A 19,753-nucleotide genomic window follows, 5' to 3' on the forward strand; every position below is an offset into this window, starting at 1 on the left:
AAAAAAGCTATCTTATGATAAGGAAGATAGCTGAATATTTTGTATATTTAGTTTACTTCTTTTTTTAGATTTATTTGTTGTTCAAATGTGTCAACTTTTTTATATTTTAATTGGTATAAAATGTAACAAAAAATCATAAATGGAATACCACAATAAAGAGCAATTCTCTGATCTGGAATGAAAGCTAAACTAACAAATGTAATGAAATTGAGTGAGAATGCTACGATTGGAACGATTGGATAAAGCGGTGTGCGATATTTTAAATCATTAATGTCCCCGCCGTTTTTCAAGAAATTTCTACGGAAGAAAAACTGTGAAGCTGCGATTGACATCCAAACTACGACAGCGGCCATAGCTGCAATAGATGTTAAGACTAAAAAGACAGTATCTGCCGCAAATATACTTGTTAATAGAGACAAACTTGCAAAAATTAGACTGAAAATTAATGCGTTTAGTGGCACTCCTTTTTTAGTTAACTTTGTAAAAGCTGGACTTGCCATTTCTTGTTTTGCCATCGCCCAAAGCATACGAGAATTTGCGTATAGACCAGAGTTGGCTACGGATAATACTGCTGTAATAATAACAAAGTTCATAATGTCAGCTGCATATGGAACACCAGCCACATCAAATACAAGTACAAATGGACTTTCGACTAGATTAGCCTCTTGCCATGGGAGTAAACCTACAACAACTGATATTGCTAGGACGAAGAAGAAGAGAGTTCGCCAAATGGTATTTTTAATCGCTTTTGGAATTGTTTTTTCAGGGTTTTCACTTTCTCCTGAAGCAATTCCGATTAATTCTGTTCCTTGGAAGGAGTAATTTACTGTAATCATCGTAAGAAGAACAGCTAATGCACCGTTTGGAAATAATCCGCCATTTTCAGTGAAATTGTGAAGCATTGGCGCTGGTTTTCCATTAAAGTCTAGTAGACCGAACATAACTGCACCACCGAGTACGACGAAAATAACAATGGTTGCGACTTTTACACTTGCGAACCAAAATTCTGCTTCTGCATATGCCTTTGCTGATAATGCGTTTACAAGAAAGAGTGCTGCTGCAAATGTAACACACCAAATCCACGAAGAAACGTCTGGAAACCAACGTTTCATTAAAATACTTACAGTTGTTAACTCTACCCCAACTGTAACAGCCCAATTTAACCAATACATCCAACCGACAACAAATCCAAAACCAGGTGAAATAAATTTGCTTGCATAGCTTTGGAATGAACCTGCTTCTGGCATAGCAACTGATAATTCACCAAGACATAACATCGTTAAATACATAACAAATCCACCGACTAAAAATGCAAGAATAGCACCACCAGGACCGGCGTTATGGACGATTTGACCAGATCCCATAAATAGGCCAGTTCCGATAACACCACCAAGTGCAATCATAAATAGGTGTCTACTTTTCATTGTTCGTTTTAAATCTGTGTGTTCTACTTGTTGATTCATATGCCCCTCACCCCGTTATTTTCTTGTATGTATGAATTGATTTTCATTCCGAGTTTTTAATCATTAGTGGGGGATGTGACACATACTCGGCTTATTTATTATGAAATGAATGGAGTATGTAAAAATGCGAACTATGATTAAATACTCTAAGAATGTTTTTATTAACAAGGTGATATCTTCACTATGTTAATTATTTTGATTTTAGCAAAAATATTCAAAAAAGTATATTGTTTTTTCTTTTTATTAAAAATAATTAGAATCTTATAACGATTAAAGTGTAAACAATAATTCACAGAATCTTTCTAGCAAACTAGTAAGAAGAAAGGTACAATGATAAGAGGTATGTCTGTAAAATAATAATTAATGGAGTTTTGTTTAAAATGAAAAAGTTAAAATATCTTTTTGTTTTTGGAATTATATTTGCTGCCGCGTTTTTTATAGGGAAAGATAAAATTATACAAAAGGCGCAAGTGTTCCGTTTAGAGTTTCTATCTGAAATGAAAGAAGCGACTATGATTGAAAATGTTCCGTTTATAAAGCAGTTACCAGAATTACCTCGTGGATGTGAAGTTACAAGTTTGGCTATGTTGCTACAATACAAAGGTATACAAGTAGATAAGATGCAACTTGCTAGCGAAATTCATCGTGTTCCATTTGAACAAAATGGTTTACGTGGAAATCCTTATGAGGGGTTCGTTGGAAATATTTATACGAAGGCTGAGCCAGGATATGGTGTATATAATCAACCCATTTTTAATTTAGCAGAAAAATATGCTCCTGAAAAAGTAGTTAATTTAACAGGTAGAGACGTGCAAGATATGTATAAAGTAGTTAGTTCCGGTTCGCCAGTATGGGTCATTATTAATACAACGTTTAAGCCACTAGCCGAGAGTAGTTTTGAAACATGGAATACAAGCTCTGGCGAAGTGAAAATTACATATTATGAACATAGTGTAGTAATAGTTGGGTATGATCAAAACTTTGTATATGTAAATGATCCACTTAAAAATAATCCGCGTTTTGCTGTTCCGCGAGCAGAGTTTGAGAAAGCTTGGGAGCAAATGGGGAAACAAGCGATTACTATTTTATAATACTGAAAAAGTCATCTTTTTGATGGCTTTTTATTTTTGGATCATTATAACGGAAAATTCAGAAGATTCTTTTAAAAGTTGACAATTCACGCTATAATAACATTTAACTTGGTGAAGAAGGGGCGAAGAGAAATGGATGTTGCAAAGGAACTGATTTTATCGAAAAATCAATTAATTGAGTGGAGAAGGCATTTTCATAAGTATCCAGAGTTATCTTTTCAAGAAGAAAAAACATCACAGTTTGTATTCGATATACTTCGAAAAATCCCATATTTAGAAGTGTCAAGACCTACTAAATATAGTGTAATGGCAAGGTTGATTGGTAAGCAACCTGGTAAAACCATCGCGGTTCGTGCTGACATGGACGCTCTTCCTATTCATGAAGAAAATGAGTTTGATTTTATTTCTACATATCCAGGTGTTATGCATGCATGTGGCCATGATGGACATATAGCGATATTACTTGGGGTCGTACATAAGTTAGTAGAAAAAAGAGAGAAGATTAAAGGGGAGATTCGTTTTCTCTTCCAACATGCAGAAGAAAACTTTCCTGGCGGTGCAGAGGAAATGGTTGCAGCGGGTGTAATGGAAGGTGTGGATTATATTATTGGTGCTCACCTTTGGGCATCGTTAGAGGTTGGTAAAATAGGTGTAATTTATGGTCCTGCAATGGCTGCCCCAGATGTTTTTAAAATTACGATAGAAGGAAAAGGTGGACATGCTGGAATCCCTCATGAAACGGTTGATAGTATTGCAATCGGTACACAAGTCGTTTCGCAACTTCAGCACATTGTATCTCGCCTCACGAATCCGTTAGATTCTCTTGTAGTATCTGTTACGCAATTTCATGCTGGGACAACCCATAATGTGATTCCAGAACAAGCGGAGATTGAAGGGACAGTGCGGAATTTAAGACATGAGTTGCGAGAAGAAACAGAGAAAAGGATTGAACGGATTGTGAAGCATGTGACGGAATCTTACGGAGCGAAATATACATTTTCTTATGAATATGGATATCGACCAGTAGTAAATGATTATGAAGTTACAGAGATTATTGAGCAAACTGCATTACAGCTTTATGGAAGGGAACGAGTTACTCGTTTACAACCGACGATGGCTGGGGAAGATTTTTCAGCGTTTTTACAAAAGGCACCAGGGACATTCTTTTTTATTGGAGCGGGAAATAAAGAGAAGGGAATTATATATCCGCATCATCATCCTCGTTTTACGATTGATGAAGATGCATTACCGATTGGAGTGGAAGTCTTTGTATCATCTATTATGAATTTTATAAGTAAAGGAGAATGAGATGAAGAAAATACACGTATTAGCGCTTATTCCAGTTTTTTGTTTAGTTGTTGGACCTGTATTTGCTAATTCAGTTACTCCTTACGTATTAGGGATGCCATTTTTATTATTTTGGGTATTATTATCGGTGCTCATTACGTCTCTTTGTATGGGGCTTGTGTACGTATTTGATCCTGCTAATAAGGGGGATGTAAAATGATCGCCTTACTTATCATTATTTTATTTTTGTTTCTCGCACTATTTTTAGGAATTCGGGCACAACATGGAAAAGATATGAATTTAGAGCAATGGTCAGTTGGAGGAAGAGGCTTTGGCACTATTTTTGTTTTTCTTCTTATGGCAGGTGAAATTTATACGACGTTCACATTTTTAGGCGGAAGTGGATGGGCGTATAGTAAAGGAGCACCTACTTTCTATATTTTAGGTTATGGTGCACTAGCTTATATTTTATCTTACTTTTTATTGCCGCCAGTTTGGAAGTATGCGAAAGAGCATAATCTTGTTTCACAGCCAGATTTTTTTGTGAAGAAATATAAGAGTCAGACGCTTGGCATTATCGTTTCTGTCATTGGGGTTATTTCAATTATCCCATACCTTGTTTTACAGTTAAAAGGATTAGGTATTATCGTTTCGGAAGCATCTTACGGCAGGGTATCACCAGTTATTGCAGTGTGGATTGGTGCGATTGTTATAACGATATATGTAATGGTTTCAGGCATACACGGCTCTGCTTGGACAGCCGCTTTGAAGGATATTATGATACTGTTTATCGTTATGTTTTTAGGTATATATTTACCATATCATTATTACGGAGGTTTTCAGCCGATGTTTGAAGCTGTAGAAGCAGCAAAACCAGGATTTCTATCTTTACCTGATGAAGGAATGAGCATTTCTTGGTTTGTTTCTACTATTGTATTAACAGCTCTCGGTTTCTATATGTGGCCCCATACATTCGCTTCTGCTTTCTCTGCAAAAAATGAAAAAGTATTTCGTAAAAATGCGGCAATTATGCCATTGTATTCTTTAGTTTTACTTTTCGTGTTCTTTGCAGGATTTGCAGCTATACTGCAAGTTCCAGGGTTAAAGGGAGGGGATGTAGACCTTTCGTTATTCCGTCTCGCTCTTCAAACATTTGATCCATGGTTTATTGGTATTATTGGTAGTGCAGGAGTATTAACAGCATTAGTTCCGGGTTCTATGCTTGTTATGGCGGCGTCTACTTTATTAGCAAAAAACATTTACCGAACAATGGTCCCATCTGCTTCAGATAGACAAGTTGCTAAAGTGGCAAAATTATTTGTGCCTGTAGTAACGCTTGTAGCTGTTTTGTTCACTTTTAAAGGTGGAGAAACAATAGGGGCACTTCTTTTAATGGGATATAGTATAGTGACACAACTTTTCCCTGCACTTGTATGTAGTTTGTTTCCACGTCAAGTTATTACGAAGCAAGGGGCAATTGCAGGGATGGGGATTGGGTTGTTAGTGGTCGCATATATTACTTTATCTGGTTCAACTATAGCTACGATGTTTCCAGCTTTCCCTCAATATATAAAAGATTTAAATGTAGGTATAGTCGCATTGTTAATGAATATGATTGTGATGTTTATCGTTAGCGGGTTCACGAGAAATGTGTCTATAAAGACAGACAGTATAATAGTAGAAAAGTAATCCGTGTGCTAGAGCTATCTTTGAAAAGAGATAGCTCTTTTTTGTATATATTTTCTTCTATTAGCGGAATCTAACTAAAAACTTGTTGAAAAGGAAGTTAGGTGGGGGAATTGTTAGAGTTAAAAGGTAACTTATTTGAAGTTATGAAAGAAATTAGGGATGAATTAGGTTCGCCTAATGATTTAACAATTAGGGAAGTTGCCCTTGCGGGTAGTTTTACACGCTGTGCGGTTATTTTTTTATGTGGGTTAACAGATAAGGATAATGTTTATAAATATGTAGTTCGTACACTTCAATATGAAGAAGTACAAAAAGAAGAAGCTGTTGTTCAAACATTATTGGATCGTTTTATTTCTATTGCAGAAGTCGGTATGAAGACAACGTTTCCAGACATTATAAATGCGATTTTAGCAGGAGACACAGTTATATTAATTGATAATATTCAAACCGCTATTGTCATTAATAGCCGAGCATGGGAAAAAAGAAGTCTAGAATCTCCAGTAACAGAAGATTTAATACGTGGACCAAGAATTGGATTGAATGAAGATATTAACGTAAATAAGATGTTAATTCGCCGCAGCTTACGTGATCCGAAGTTACGGTTTCGATCCTATATTATGGGGAAGCGATCGCAAAAAGAAGTAACTTTAGTCTATATAGAGGATATTATTAACCCTTATATTGTAGACGAATTAGATCGAAGGCTTCAATCAATAGTGGCAGACGTTATTCTTGAGACAGGAACGATTGAGCAATTAATTCAAGACAATAATTTATCACCATTCCCGCAATTTTTGAATACAGAAAGACCTGATAATATAGTGGCTGCGCTAGCGAAAGGAAAAGCGGCCATTTTAGTGGACGGATCACCATTTGCTCTTATCGCTCCACTAGTGTTTGTTGATATTTTTCAATCTGTAGAAGATCATTATGAGCGCTGGGTAATTGGTACGTTATTAAGAATTTTACGTATGGGATCAGGTATTGCTGCTGTTTTACTACCTGCCACGTACGTAGCGCTTGTTTCGTATCATCAAGGGCTTATTCCCTCTAAATTAGCTTATTCTATTGCGGGAGCGAGAGAAGGGGTACCATTTCCGGCATATATAGAAACGTTAATGATGGCATTAACGATGGAGTTAATACGAGAAGCGGGAATTAGGTTGCCAAAACCGATGGGGCAAACAATTGGGATTGTAGGTGGTCTTGTAATTGGAGAAGCTGCGGTGAACGCAGGGATTGTAAATCCGTTTTTAGTAATTATTATTGCAGTTACTGCAATTGCTACATTTTCACTGCCTGTATATAGCATTACGATTACGTTTCGGATTTTACTTTTTGTCTTTGTTTTAGCGGCGACTGCTTTTGGACTATATGGAATTATTTTAGCTCTTATTGCACTTGCGATTCATATTACGAATTTAAAGAGTGTTGGGGTGCCATATACAACGCCTATTGCTCCTGCATTTTATAAAGATTGGGAAGAAGAAATGATCCGCTTGCCAAAATCAATGTTGAAAGAAAGACCAGAGTACTTACAAACGAAAGATTCTACAATACGTCCAAAGGAGCGAGAGTAATTGAAGCCATTTGAATATGGGGATGAAGAGATTGGATCTCGGGAAATTGGTTTTGCGGTATCGTCAACAATTATCGGTATAGGTGCATTATCTATGCCGCGAGATATTGCTACGCAAACCTTATTTTCGGACGGTTGGATTATTTTGCTTTTGGGTGGATTAGTCTGTGCGGTTTTAGGGTGGTTTGTAACGAGGGTAGCTATTTTATTCCCAAAACAAAACTTTGTTCAATATACGAGTGCACATTTGACGAAGCCTGTTGCATACACAATTAGTAGCATTTTAGTATTAACGTTTGCTGCTTTGACAGCATATGAATCGCGAATGATTGCAATTATTTCACAAACGTATTTATTTAGTGATACACCAGTGCAACTATTGTCTTTCTTTTTCCTATTAGTTGTTATTTATGGAGTAGCAGGATCGAGAGCGGCTTTATTAAGGCTAAACGTTTTGTTTTTACCTATAGTTTTAATTGCGATAGTGCTGCTTTCTTTATTGAATATAAATTTAATGGAAATAAATAATTTACTACCAGCTTTTCAAACGGACGTCAGTCAATATGCTGTAGGAGTTAAAAACTCTATTTTCACATTTATCGGATTTGAGGTAGCTCTGTTTTATGCTGTGATGTTGAACGATAAGTCAGTGAAAAAGGCACCGATGGCAGTTGCAAAAGCGGTGATGGTAAACGTGTTGTCATACATTTTAATTTATGTAACTTGTATTAGTGTTTTTACATATATGACAACACGTGGATTGACATATCCAACAATTGAACTCGGGAAAGAAATTGAAATTGGTGGGGGGTTTTTAGAAAGGTTTGATGCGATTTTTTTTACTACTTGGATTATTACTATTTATAACACTACAGCAATGTATTATGACGTCGCATCTTTATTGTTTTGTGCTATGTTTCCGAAAGTGAAGAAACATATTTTTATTTTCGTAAGTGCCCCGATTATTTTTATGCTGAATATGATACCTAGTAGTTTGAATGACTTGTCAAATTACGGAACTTATTTAGCTTGGATAGATATGGGCTTTGTCGTGTTAGCACCTTTGTTAGTTTTTATTGTATATAAAATAAAAAGAAGGAATGGTAGAAATGAAACACCTTCTTAAAATTATAATGCTTCTAGTGTTAGCGGGATCGATAAGTGGATGCTCTGAGTTAGAAGAAATAGAAGAAAGAGGATTTGTAGTAGGTGCAGCCTATGATATTGTGAAAAAAAAGAAAGCGAATCCAATTATGAAAGGGACGTATCAGATGGTACTCCCCAGTAAATTGTCGCAACAAGGTGGACAAGGTGGTGGAGATAGCGAAAATTATATTAATGTGAGTGCGAAGGCAGATAGTGTCTTTGAGCAAATACGAATTATTGCCAAAAAAATTAGTCGCTCACTATTCTTTCCGCACATACAAGTGATAATTTTTTCTAAAGACTTATTATCGAATCCATATGTTTTACAAAATACGTTAGATGTATATATTCGTGATCATGAGATGAGAAGAAATATACGTTTGTTCGTTTCTAAGAAAAATGCAGAAGCTATTTTGAAGCAGAGCGCTAAGCCTGAAAATTTACCGGCGCAGTATATTGATATGTTAGCTGAACATCCTCCGAAAAATGCTCAAATGATTGAGGCTGCAAGAATTGGTGAAGTTCAGGAAAAGATGATTTCCAACCGAAGCTTCGTATTACCTATTCTTGAATTAACAAGGCAAGGGGTACAAATGAACGGTGCAGCGTTGTTTCGCGGGAAGGATAATAAGTGTGTAGGTAGTTTGAATGGAGAAGAAACATTTGGAATAAATTATATAATAGGTAAGAAAATTGGAGGATTCTTTACCATTCGTAAAAAAGACCAGCTTATTACATATGAAATTCATAAAATGCGTCGAAAGATTAAAGTATCTACAGAAAATGCTACAAAACCGAAGTTCGATATTCACTTGTTTTTGGAAGGAACATTGGCTGAGTTGCATTTTAGTGATCATAAACAAATTATGAACGAAAAGCGATTAAAGAAAAACATCACGGAGGAAATGGAGAAGCGCATTCAAAAATCGATTAAGCTTGTTCAAAAAAAATATAAGGTAGATGTATTAGAGTTAGGGGACGTATATAAGCGGCATAATTATAAAGAATGGAAGAAGATAGATAAGAATTGGGATCAAGGTGAAAATTACTTTAGTAATGCTGAGATTACTGTTCATGTTCATCCGACAATTGAGCATTCAGGTTCAGCTTTACCAAAAAGAGTAAAGTAAGGTGATGGAAGGTGTTTACTGGATTAGGAATTAGTTGCACGATATTAATGGCAGTTCTTCCGGGAGCCATATACTTTATTCATAAGAAACTCACAACGTATGGAGCACAGCCTTGGAATACTGATGCACAAAAAAAGAAACCTGAATGATTTCAGGTTTCTTTCGCGCAAAGCAAATGTGAAGGGGGATACCTTCTATGTATGCTTTGCTTATAAAAGCCCTAACCAATGTACCAATTGTGTAGAGAGGAATGTCACAACAATGGCGATAACGGTAGGGATTGCAAACGATAAGAATGTCCACTTTGCACTTTTTGTTTCTTTATATATGTTAACCAGTGTTGTTCCACATGGGAAGTGAAGAAGTGAGAACAACATTGTGTTTAACGCTGTTAACCAAGTCCAACCATTTTCTAAGAATAGATTTTTAATTTGATTAAAATCGTCTATTTCAGTTAAAGCTCCAGTTGATAAATAAGACATTAATAAAATAGGGATAACAATTTCATTCGCTGGTAGTCCAAGAATGAATGCAGCTAAAATAAATCCATCAAGTCCTAACATTTTAGCGAACGGATCTAGGAAGTTTACAAAATACATAAGTAAGCTTGTGTCACCGATGAAAATATTAGCTAGTAACCAAGTTAATGCAGCCGCAGGGGCAGCTACAACGATAGCTCGTTTTAAAACATAAATTGATTTATCGAGTGTTGCACGTACAATTGTATTCCAAACTTTTGGTTTACGGTACGGTGGTAACTCAAGAGTGTAGTGAGTTGGCACACCTTTTAAAGCTGTTTTTGATAGTACCCAAGAAACAGTTAATGTCATAATAACACCAATTACAACCATTCCAACTACAACGCCAGCAGTAACTAATGTTTGCATACTACCTGTATAACCAGCGGCCATAAATAATGAAGCCATTAAAATTAACATAGGCCAGCGACCGTTACAAGGAACGAAGTTGTTTGTTAAGATTGCAAGCATACGTTCACGTGGTGATTCAATAATACGCGTTGACATAATAGCGGCTGCATTACAACCAAATCCCATTGCCATTGTTAAAGATTGTTTGCCATGTGCACCGGAGCGTTTGAATAAGCGATCCATATTAAAAGCGACACGTGGTAAGTATCCGTAGTTTTCTAATAGTGCGAACATAGGGAAAAAGATGGCCATAGGTGGTAACATAACGCTAATAACAGCACCGATACCACGGAATAAGCCGAGTATTAAAATGCCATGTAACCATTCGGGTGCATGTGCTGCCTGGAACCAAGATGTTAAATACCCTTCGGCCCATCCGAAGAACTCAGCAATCATATCAGAGGGTACGTTAGCACCTGCAATTGTAAGATAAAAAATGATAGATAAAATACCGAGCATAATTGGAAATCCCCAGATTGGAGATGTGAAAATTTTATCTAGTTTTTCAGAACGATACAATTTATCAGTATTTGTATATTGAACAGATTCTTTACATATGCTTGCAGATGTTCGATAAATATCCCCGACAATATCATCTCGTATATCTTCTTTTGAGAGTGCTTGTGCATGTTGAATAATATAGTCTAATGGAAGAGCTTTACTGGCTGAGTGAGATTCCATTCATTACGACCTCCCTTACAAGTGGTTCATTATGGTGTTTTTGAAGTGTAGTTAAGAAATTTTTATCTCCATCTAATATACGTAACGCAATCCAACGTGCTGGATACGTATCACCGAACACTTTATAAATTTGTGGTTCTAATTCCTGAATCATATTTTCGATTTTTTCACTGTAAGAAATTTTAATTGGTGTTGGAATTAATTTTTTATTTGCTACTTTAGCGATAACGCTTAGCAAATGCCCAATACCTACTCGGTTACGAGCAGAAATCTTAACTACAGGTACACCGAGCGATTTTGCTAATTTCTTTTCATCAATAACGATGCCTTTTTTCTCCGCTTCATCAATTAAATTAATACAAATGACTACATTGCTTGTCATTTCCATCACTTGGAGAGCTAAATTTAAATTTCTTTCCATTGCAGTTGCATCTATAACAACTACAGTTACTTCTGGTTTTTCAAATATAATATAATCTCTTGCTACTTCTTCATCCGCAGAATTTGAATATAGTGAGTAAGTTCCAGGTAAATCTATTAATGTATATTTACTTCCGTTATGTTGATATTCCCCTTCAGCTTTTAAAACAGTTTTTCCCGTCCAGTTTCCAGTGTGTTGTTTTAAGCCTGTTAAAGTATTAAATAATGTACTTTTCCCGGTGTTCGGGTTGCCAGCTAAAGCAATACGATGTTTGCTCATCTGAAATCATCTCCTATTAATACCCCGAAAATAAGGGAACTTTCTTCCTTACGTAGTGCGATAGTTGTATTGCTTACTTGATAAGCGACCGGATCTCCAAGCGGACTGCGCTGTAATACTTTAATTGTTGCCCCAGGGATAAATCCTAAGTCTAATAAACGTCGTTTCATAGTTCCTTCTAATTGTATCTTCTCAATTTGTACAAACTCTCCTGTCTTAAACTCGGAAAGTGGTTTTGTATTAGCCGATACCATAAAAGTTACCTCATCTCTATATTGTTTGTTTAAGTTTAAAAAGTTTCCTTAGGTAAACTTTTTGTTAATAATATAGTAGACTACATTGGATGATGCTGTCAATTGGTACTTTAAAAATATTCATTTATTTTTAGAATTGTTCCAATTTATTTAGTTGTACTAAAAAATATTACTGAAATTTTGTTGAATGTAAATAAAGTAAGAGTGTAAAAGTTAAAAGATACAATGTATTTGTAAATGTATTTTTAATTAAAAGGGGAAAAGAGCGAAAAACATTTACATTGAATTTACATTTTTAAGAATAAATTTACATTACAGCTTAATTCGTGTGGATTTTGTTGGGTTCTTTAACTATAAATGTTGGGATTCCTAGCTTTTAAGGGTTATTATCGTCATTTACTTAAAATTAAAAATTGCTTAACACTCACATAATATTGTTGTCCTACAATGAATTTGTGTTCGAAAGAAAATGAATTCGAAAAGTGATAATCCAAATGGGGGTACAAGACATGGTTATGAAAAAAGGTATTAAATTTTCTTTAGCGGCTTTAGTGGTGGCAGGAGCGTTAGTTGGATGTGGGAAAGCAGATGATACAGCTAGTAAAGAACCTGCTAAAGGAAGCGATAATACAAAACAAGAATTATCAGGTACGATTGCAGCAGCTGGTTCTACAGCTCTTCTACCTCTTGCGGAGGAAGCTGGAAAGAAATTCATGGAGAAAAATTCAAAAGTTTCTATTCAAGTGCAAGGCGGCGGTAGTGGAACTGGGATTAACCAAGTAGCATCGGGTGCAGTACAAATTGGTAATTCAGATGTTCCATCAGGGGATAAAATAAAAGATGCTGAAAAAGCGAAAGAATTAGTAGATAACAAGGTTGCGGGTATTGCATTCGCGCTTGTCGTAAATAAAGATGTAAAAGTTGATAACTTAACAGTGCAACAAGTACAAGATATCTTCACTGGGAAAGTAACAAACTGGAAAGAGGTAGGCGGGAAAGATGAAAAAATCAACGTAATTAACCGTCCAGCTTCATCTGGTACACGTGCTACATTTGAAAAGACAGTTATGAAAGAAGCGAAAATTAATGATGGAACTGGTACAACACAAGATTCTAACGGTGCAGTAGAGCAAGCGATCAATTCTACTCCAGGTTCAGTAAGTTATTTAGCAATGTCTTACATGGTTGGCGATAAAAAAGGTGCGCTACAAACAGTGAAAATTGATGGTTCTGAACCAAAAGTTGAAAACATTTCGTCTGGTAAATATCCATTCTGGTCTTACGAGTACATGGTAACAAAAGGTGAAGCGAAAGAAGCAACGAAAGCTTACATTGATTATGTAAAAGGAAAAGACTTTGAAAAGCAAGTAGAAGATATGGGTTACATCCCAATGTCTAAATTAAATAAGTAATAAATTTTTATGGGGCTGGCTGCAAGGCCAGTCCTGTTCATTTCAATCTATGAAGTGGGGTCTGACCTGTGATGAAGGGGAAAAAACAAATTAATTACGTAAAAAGTGAATATATAGGAAGATCGCTTGTTACGTTTTGTGGTATTTTTATTGTTTTAATTACATTAGCTATTATTGCGTTTATTTGCGGTAAAGGTATTCAATCTTTTACACAAAGTGGTATCTCATTTACTGAGATGTTAACATCGACAAAATGGAATCCAAATACTGACGAAGGAACCTTCGGGGCTTTGATTTTTATTGTAGGTTCAACGGTGGTTTCGTTAGGTGCGGTTATTATTAGTGCGCCAATTGCTATAGCTCTTGCTATATTCATGAATTTAATTTCGCCAAAGTTTGGAAATAAAGTATTGAAGCCCGTTTTAGAATTATTAGTTGGTATTCCTTCGGTTGTATACGGATTATTAGGGGTTACGATTTTAGTGCCACTATTACGTGATTCGTTCGGGGGAGTGGGATTTAGTCTAATTGCGGGTATTGTTGTATTAAGTATTATGATTTTACCTACTATTGCTAGTATCGCTTCTGATGCAATACGCTCTGTTCCATTTGATTATTTAGAAGCTTCTTATGGTCTAGGATCAACGAAATGGCAAGCGGTTAGCCGAGTGATTGTTCCTGCTGCGAAAAAAGGGATTTTAACAGGTGTTGTTTTAGGTTTAGCGCGTGCTTTTGGTGAAGCATTAGCGGTTCAAATGGTAATCGGGAACACAATTAAATTACCAGAAGGAATATATAGTCCGACAGCGACGTTAACTGGTATTTTGACAATGGACATGACAAATACATTAAACGGAACTGCTTGGAATAATGCGCTATGGACTTTAGCGATGATTTTACTTGTTATTTCATTCCTGTTTATTTTAGTGATTCGAGCGATTGGGCAAAGAGGTGAGCGATAATAATGAATGCAAGAATGGTAAATAAAATTTGGACAGGTATCTTTTATGCAGTTGCGGCTTTAGTTGTAGCTCTGCTAGTATTCTTAGTATTTGAAATTCTGCAAAAGGGATGGGGATTTTGGGATCCTGATTTTTTGTTTGGAGAACCAAGTAATACAAGAGCTGGTGGTGGGATTGGTCCACAGTTATTCAATTCTTTCTACATGCTTGTTATAACGCTTGTTATATCTATTCCTCTTGGATTAGGGGCTGGAATATATTTAGCAGAGTATGCAAAACAAGGGCGCTTTTTAAATTTTGTTCGCTTATGTATTGAGACAATGGCGTCGTTACCTTCGATTGTTGTTGGTTTATTCGGTTTGTTAGTGTTCGTTACCATGACAGGTTGGGGATACACAGTAATGGGTGGTGCTCTTGCTTTAACTATTTTAAACTTACCAGGTTTAACACGTGTTTGTGAAAATGCGATTTCAGAAGTGCCTCATAATGTAAAAGAGGCAAGTCTTGGATTAGGTGCAACGAAATGGCAAACAATTGCTCGTATCATTATTCCGTCGTCATTACCGCAAATTATTACAGGTATTATTTTAGCGGCGGGTCGTATATTTGGTGAAGCGGCAGCGTTAATTTATACAGCGGGTTTAACATCCCCGATTTTAAATTCAGCAGCGGACTTCTCAAGTCCTGCGCATCCTTTAAATCCATTTAGACCAGCTGAAACGTTAGCGGTTCACATTTGGAAGTTAAATTCTGAAGGAGTTATTCCGGATGCAAAGTTGATTGCGACAAAATCTGCAGCTGTATTAATTATTATGGTATTACTATTCAATGTTATTTCACGCTTGGTAGCATCTGTATTGCACAAACGTTTTACAGGAACGAAAAGAAAAAGTAAAACGACGAAGAAGATAAAAGCAGCATAAAATACAAAAAGAACTCTCTACTTATAAGTAGAGAGTTCTTTTTGTATTTTAATATAGAAGGAATGGATGTAATGATTGTTGAATTTGGAATTGATTATATAGATGAATAGGTTCGGACGAGAGGGGGGAGTTAATTTGTTTCTTCTGCAAATGTCAGGTTTTCCTGGATCGGGAAAATCGACAGTTTCTAAGTATATAGCGAAGTTAACAGGTGCTGTAATTGTAAATCATGACGTTTTGAAATCGGCATTGTTACAATCATTAGAAATGAAAGGGATTGAATCGACGATTGTTGGAGGAGTATCATACGATGTTGAATGGGCATTGCTTGATTCTTATTTAGGACAAGGGCATAGTGTTATATTGGATAGTCCATGTCTATATGAAGGTATGGTTGAAAAAAGAATTAAGCTGTCTAATGAACATGGTGTGAAATATAAATATATTGAATGCTATCTTAATGATATGGAAGAGATTAATAATAGGTTACAAACACGTAAACGTATGTTCAGTCAGATTGGAAAAGTGGATTCGGAAGTAGCTTTTAAAAAGTGGTTAGATGGTAGTAAGAGACCTTCGAATACTGAATATCTTATTGTAGATTCTGGTAAACCTCTAGAGCGATATGCTCAAAAAATGATGGATTATATCGGTAAGTAGAGAAAAAGGCGTTATCTTCGTTCTTGAAGAAAACGCCTTTTTCTTTAAATATCAGGTGTTTCTGTAGAAGTGCTTATTTTTCTGCGAGAGCGTCTTTTTCTTCCGATTTTATCTAATAGTTCATACATAACTGGAACGACTACTAATGTAAGAACGGTTGAGACTGCTAAACCACCGATGACAACGACGGCAAGACTTTTTGATACCATGCTTCCTGCTTGCGATTGACCAAATAGGAGAGGGAGCATAGCGACGATTGTCGTTATAGCTGTCATAATGATTGGACGTAACCTAGTGGATCCCGCTTCTAGTAAGGCATCTCTTGTTTCCATTCCGTGTTCCCGATTTTGTTGCACTCTTTCTATTAATACAATAGCGTTTGTAACAACAATCCCGATTAACATTAATGCGCCGATCAAGGAATTTACATCAACGGGTGTTCCTGAAATGATTAATCCTAAAATACCGCCAACAGCAGCTAATGGCAAGGAGAACAAAATTGCAAAAGGAGCGCGCGCCTGTCCGAAGGTGATAACCATAATTAAATATACAATCCCGATTGCAATCCCCATAATTTTGAATAAATCAGTGAAGTTCTCTTGCATAGATTCAGTTGCACCTGCAATAGTTACTTTTGCGCCGCTAGGTAAATCTAAGTTAGCTATCGTTTTGTTTACTTCTGCGCTTACTTTACTTAAATCTTCATTTGAGGCCTCGGCAGTAATTTGAATCGTTTCTTTTCTATCTTTATGGAAGACTTCTGTTTGAAGTTGCTTTTCTGAAATAGTTGCAATGTCTTTTAAAGGAATTGGTCCATTGATAGGTGATAGTATGTTTGTGTTTAAAATGTCTTCTTGTTTAGTGATGTTTTCTTTTTTGTGTTCTATTATAATAGTTGTTTTTTCATTATTGATTGAAACTTCACCAATAGGTGATTTCTTTATAAGGAATGCTACTTGTTGTGCTGCTAATTCTGGTGTTAAGCCTAGTTGTTCGGCCTTTGTTTGATCAACATGGATTTGCCATTCTTTCTTAGAGTCTTCTAAATTTGTTTTTACTTTAGAGAGAGCAGCCATATCTTTTAGTTTTGTTTCGACGATAGTAGCAGCCTCTTTTAAATTCGTTTCGTTAGTTGCTGTTACGTTAAATTGCAAATTGTTGCCACCACCAGAGCTTGAATAACTCGTTTTTATATAATCTAGTTCAGCAGGCTCAAAAGCTTTATGTTCTTTCTTTAACTCTTTAATATATTGATCAACATCAGAGCCTTTCTTGAAGACTACAAATATACTGGCAAGATTATTTTTTGTCGTTTGCCCCCATTGTGCATCTTCTGCGCTAGATCCCATTCGCAAAATAACATCTGTTACATCCGAATTAGAAAGTAATTTCTTTTCGAAATCGAAGGCTTTTTGTTTTTGTGTTTCAGGAGCGTAATCAGCTGGGAAAGTCATATTAATAGATAACATTGTGTCGTCTTCAGATTTTATGTTCGCTTTCGGTAGTAATACATAGGCTGCAATCGATCCTGCGAATAATAAAAAAGCAGTAAGTAGAATAATGAATTTATGCGAAAGAGCCCACTTTAATGTAGCGACATATCGTGGTGAAGAACTTGGCTTTTTGTGCTTTGTTTTTTTTAGTAGTAAAAAAGCCATAAGTGGAACAACTGTTAGTGCAACGATTAAGGATGATAGTATAGAATATACAACTGCTAATACCATAGGTAACATTAATTTTCCGATTACTCCTGATACGAGGCCGATAGGTAAGAAAACAGCGACTGTTGTTAAAGTAGAAGAAGTAATTGCGACGGCGACCTCTTTCGTTGCATCGAGAATAATATCTTTAGAGAAAGATTCTTTTTGTAAACGACGGAAAATATTCTCGATGACAACGATACTATCATCAACGAGACGTCCAACTGCAACTGCTAAACCACCAAGCGTTAAGGTGTTAAGTGTGATGTTAGATTGGTGTAGTAAAAAGAGTGTTAATAAAATAGATAATGGAATACTGACAACGGCGATGAGTGTCGTTCGGAAGTTACGCAAAAAGATTAAGATAATTAGAGTTGCAGCAATTGCTCCAAGAATTACTTCTTTGCCCATACTAGTAACAGCATTTTCAACTTGCTCATGAGTTGAGGCTAAAAGTTTAATAGAAAACTGATCTTTATATTGTTTACTTATATCTTTGATTTTCTTATCGATTTCCTTTCCGATTGCAACTGCATTTTTACTTGGCTCTTTCATGATGATTAATCCGGTTCCTTCTTCTCCGTTTATATGCGAGATTGTATCGTAGTGTTGTTTAAGTTCGATTTGAGCAACATCTTGCAATTTTACTTGAGGTGCAACGGTTATGTTTTTAATATCATCTACATTTTTTATATCCCCAATGACACGAAGGTTATATTCTTCTTTATTAACGGTAATTGCTCCGGCTGGAGTAGAAGTTTCTTTTCCTTGTAAAACTTTTAATATTTGTTCTGTTGTTACGTTTTTATCTTTTAATTGGTTTGGGTCTAGTATGATAGATAATTCAGAGGCTGATTTTCCGAAAAACATAACGTTGGCAACACCATCAATGCTTTCGAGTTGTGGTACGATTTCTTTTTCGATTTGTTTTTCATCTGCTTTTGAAAATCCGTTTTGCTTCTGGATCGCAATTTGAGCGAGTGGAATCATAGAAGTATTTAATTGGCTAACTATGGGTTTAGTTGCATCTTTAGGTAATTTAATTGTGTTAATGGCCTTTTCAACCTCGCGTGCTGCGTCTTTCATGTTTGCTTTGGATGTATACGCGATATCGATACGTGATAACCCCTCGTGCGTAGAAGAGGTGATGCTGTCGATGTGTTCTAAATTGCGAAATTGTTTTTCGAGGGGATCAGTTACTTCTTTCGTCATCGCTTCAGCGTCGAGTCCTTGGGATAAGGTTGTGACAGTGACTGCTGGATTATCGATGCTTGGTAAAAATTCCATAGGTAATTTAGATCCAGAATAAACGCCAAGTACGGAAATGAGAAAAACCATGATGATAACAGCGGCGCGGTTTTTTAATGAAAACTTTGTTAACCTATCCATAAAGTAATTCCTCCATTGGTTTATTTATAGTTGAGTACGTCCTTTCTTACTATATAACAAAAAATGGATATTTTTCATTAATTAAATGTAAAAAAATTCTAACAATAATCTTAAGTTAATGTTTTTGTTGGAATTTCGTTATTTATTCCGCTATTCGCCGAGCGATAAGACTATTACCTAATCGAGCTGTCTGTAAACAACCGATTCGTTCAATTAATAGTTTGTGTGGAGGAACAAAACTAAAAATCGGCATATTTGCTTTATGTAGGAAGTGGTGAATCTATTTTTTTAGTTTGGAGTGATTTGTTTTTTATATTGTTAGTCTATAGAGAAGTAAATGATCAGGGCTTTAATATAGAAGAGAATGAAAATCTAGGAAGGGGTTATGAAATACAGTTTGGTTAACTAGAGTGTATTGGTATACAATTTAAATAGCTGTTTTCCATAGATGGGATGAGGTGTCTCTATATAGAAGAAAGTAGGATGGATATTTTTTTGTGTTTTTTTTAAAAAAACACTTGTTATTTAAAAATCATGATGGTATATTAATAAACGTCGCTGATGCGGAAACGCAGAAAACGACAAAAAATAAATTTTGAAACGTAGTTGACATCGAAAAATGAAGATGTTAATATGATGAAGTCGCTTCTGAAGCGGCAGACAAGTTCTTTGAAAACTGAACGAAACAAACAACGTGAAACGTCAATTTTTATTTTTAGATGCTAGACAAACTAACTTTATTGGAGAGTTTGATCCTG

General features: G+C 35.8%; 17 protein-coding genes. 12 read left to right on the forward strand and 5 right to left on the reverse strand.

Going from position 1 to position 19,753, the window contains the following annotated elements; all coding sequences use genetic code 11:
- Positions 1 to 47: 47 nt before the first annotated feature.
- Positions 48 to 1,463: an amino acid permease gene (locus tag ABH961_RS17790; RefSeq protein WP_098076790.1), complete on the reverse strand. Its 1,416-nt coding sequence runs from the start codon at positions 1,461 to 1,463 to the stop codon at positions 48 to 50.
- 380 nt (positions 1,464 to 1,843) lie between these two features.
- Here ABH961_RS17790 and ABH961_RS17795 point away from each other — a divergent pair, with 380 nt between their 5' ends.
- The 8 genes from ABH961_RS17795 (at position 1,844) to ABH961_RS17830 (ending at position 9,534) form a co-directional block, all read left to right on the forward strand.
- The gene (locus ABH961_RS17795; RefSeq protein WP_046957293.1) at positions 1,844 to 2,554 is read left to right on the forward strand and encodes a C39 family peptidase; all 711 of its coding nucleotides are present in this window, start codon (positions 1,844 to 1,846) and stop codon (positions 2,552 to 2,554) included.
- Between the two features lie 132 nt (positions 2,555 to 2,686).
- Positions 2,687 to 3,862, forward strand: coding sequence for an amidohydrolase (locus ABH961_RS17800; protein ID WP_098076784.1), 1,176 nt, complete (start codon positions 2,687 to 2,689; stop codon positions 3,860 to 3,862).
- Position 3,863: 1 nt separating this feature from the next.
- Positions 3,864 to 4,061 carry a DUF3311 domain-containing protein gene (locus ABH961_RS17805; RefSeq protein WP_000719861.1) on the forward strand — a complete coding sequence of 66 codons (198 nt, stop codon included), beginning with the start codon at positions 3,864 to 3,866 and terminating at the stop codon, positions 4,059 to 4,061.
- Positions 4,058 to 5,530: a sodium:solute symporter family protein gene (locus ABH961_RS17810; protein ID WP_048541807.1), complete on the forward strand. Its 1,473-nt coding sequence runs from the start codon at positions 4,058 to 4,060 to the stop codon at positions 5,528 to 5,530. The genes ABH961_RS17805 and ABH961_RS17810 overlap by 4 nt, the downstream gene beginning before the upstream one ends.
- A gap of 101 nt (positions 5,531 to 5,631) precedes the next feature.
- Complete coding sequence (gerLA, locus tag ABH961_RS17815; protein WP_095205680.1) at positions 5,632 to 7,110, forward strand: spore germination protein GerLA; 1,479 nt, start codon at positions 5,632 to 5,634, stop codon at positions 7,108 to 7,110.
- Complete coding sequence (gene gerLB, locus ABH961_RS17820; protein WP_048541809.1) at positions 7,111 to 8,235, forward strand: spore germination protein GerLB; 1,125 nt, start codon at positions 7,111 to 7,113, stop codon at positions 8,233 to 8,235.
- On the forward strand, positions 8,219 to 9,385 hold the full coding sequence (locus ABH961_RS17825) for a Ger(x)C family spore germination protein (RefSeq protein ID WP_048541812.1): 1,167 nt from the start codon (positions 8,219 to 8,221) through the stop codon (positions 9,383 to 9,385). Before gerLB ends, ABH961_RS17825 begins: the two co-directional genes overlap by 17 nt.
- 11 nt (positions 9,386 to 9,396) lie before the next feature.
- Positions 9,397 to 9,534: a hypothetical protein gene (locus tag ABH961_RS17830; protein WP_000493989.1), complete on the forward strand. Its 138-nt coding sequence runs from the start codon at positions 9,397 to 9,399 to the stop codon at positions 9,532 to 9,534.
- 60 nt (positions 9,535 to 9,594) lie between these two features.
- Here the strand turns inward: ABH961_RS17830 and ABH961_RS17835 are convergent, their stop codons facing one another.
- The 3 genes from ABH961_RS17835 to ABH961_RS17845 are packed head-to-tail and all read right to left on the reverse strand — an operon-like array spanning position 9,595 to position 11,949.
- Positions 9,595 to 10,995, reverse strand: coding sequence for a nucleoside recognition domain-containing protein (locus tag ABH961_RS17835; protein ID WP_088061939.1), 1,401 nt, complete (start codon positions 10,993 to 10,995; stop codon positions 9,595 to 9,597).
- Complete coding sequence (locus ABH961_RS17840) at positions 10,973 to 11,695, reverse strand: FeoB small GTPase domain-containing protein (RefSeq protein ID WP_098076781.1); 723 nt, start codon at positions 11,693 to 11,695, stop codon at positions 10,973 to 10,975. The genes ABH961_RS17835 and ABH961_RS17840 overlap by 23 nt, the downstream gene beginning before the upstream one ends.
- Positions 11,692 to 11,949, reverse strand: a complete 258-nt coding sequence (locus ABH961_RS17845; protein WP_000252989.1) for a FeoA family protein — start codon at positions 11,947 to 11,949, stop codon at positions 11,692 to 11,694. The genes ABH961_RS17840 and ABH961_RS17845 overlap by 4 nt, the downstream gene beginning before the upstream one ends.
- 509 nt (positions 11,950 to 12,458) lie before the next feature.
- Here ABH961_RS17845 and ABH961_RS17850 point away from each other — a divergent pair.
- The 4 genes from ABH961_RS17850 (at position 12,459) to ABH961_RS17865 (ending at position 15,906) form a co-directional block, all read left to right on the forward strand.
- Positions 12,459 to 13,361 (forward strand): phosphate ABC transporter substrate-binding protein PstS family protein, encoded by a 903-nt coding sequence (locus tag ABH961_RS17850; protein WP_048541819.1) that lies wholly within the window; start codon positions 12,459 to 12,461, stop codon positions 13,359 to 13,361.
- Positions 13,362 to 13,432: 71 nt separating this feature from the next.
- Entirely contained in the window at positions 13,433 to 14,323 is an 891-nt protein-coding gene (gene pstC / locus ABH961_RS17855; RefSeq protein ID WP_141519962.1) for a phosphate ABC transporter permease subunit PstC, read from the forward strand.
- 2 nt (positions 14,324 to 14,325) lie between these two features.
- Positions 14,326 to 15,246 (forward strand): phosphate ABC transporter permease PstA, encoded by a 921-nt coding sequence (pstA, locus tag ABH961_RS17860; protein WP_098076776.1) that lies wholly within the window; start codon positions 14,326 to 14,328, stop codon positions 15,244 to 15,246.
- 135 nt (positions 15,247 to 15,381) lie between these two features.
- Positions 15,382 to 15,906: a P-loop nucleotide/nucleoside kinase family protein gene (locus ABH961_RS17865; protein ID WP_098076773.1), complete on the forward strand. Its 525-nt coding sequence runs from the start codon at positions 15,382 to 15,384 to the stop codon at positions 15,904 to 15,906.
- 44 nt (positions 15,907 to 15,950) lie between these two features.
- Here ABH961_RS17865 and ABH961_RS17870 read toward each other — a convergent pair whose 3' ends face one another.
- Entirely contained in the window at positions 15,951 to 18,995 is a 3,045-nt protein-coding gene (locus ABH961_RS17870) for an efflux RND transporter permease subunit (RefSeq protein WP_098076771.1), read from the reverse strand.
- Positions 18,996 to 19,753: the final 758 nt, after the last annotated feature.

The sequence above is a fragment of the Bacillus sp. RC251 genome, from assembly GCF_044908765.1.
GTDB lineage: Bacteria > Bacillota > Bacilli > Bacillales > Bacillaceae_G > Bacillus_A > Bacillus_A wiedmannii.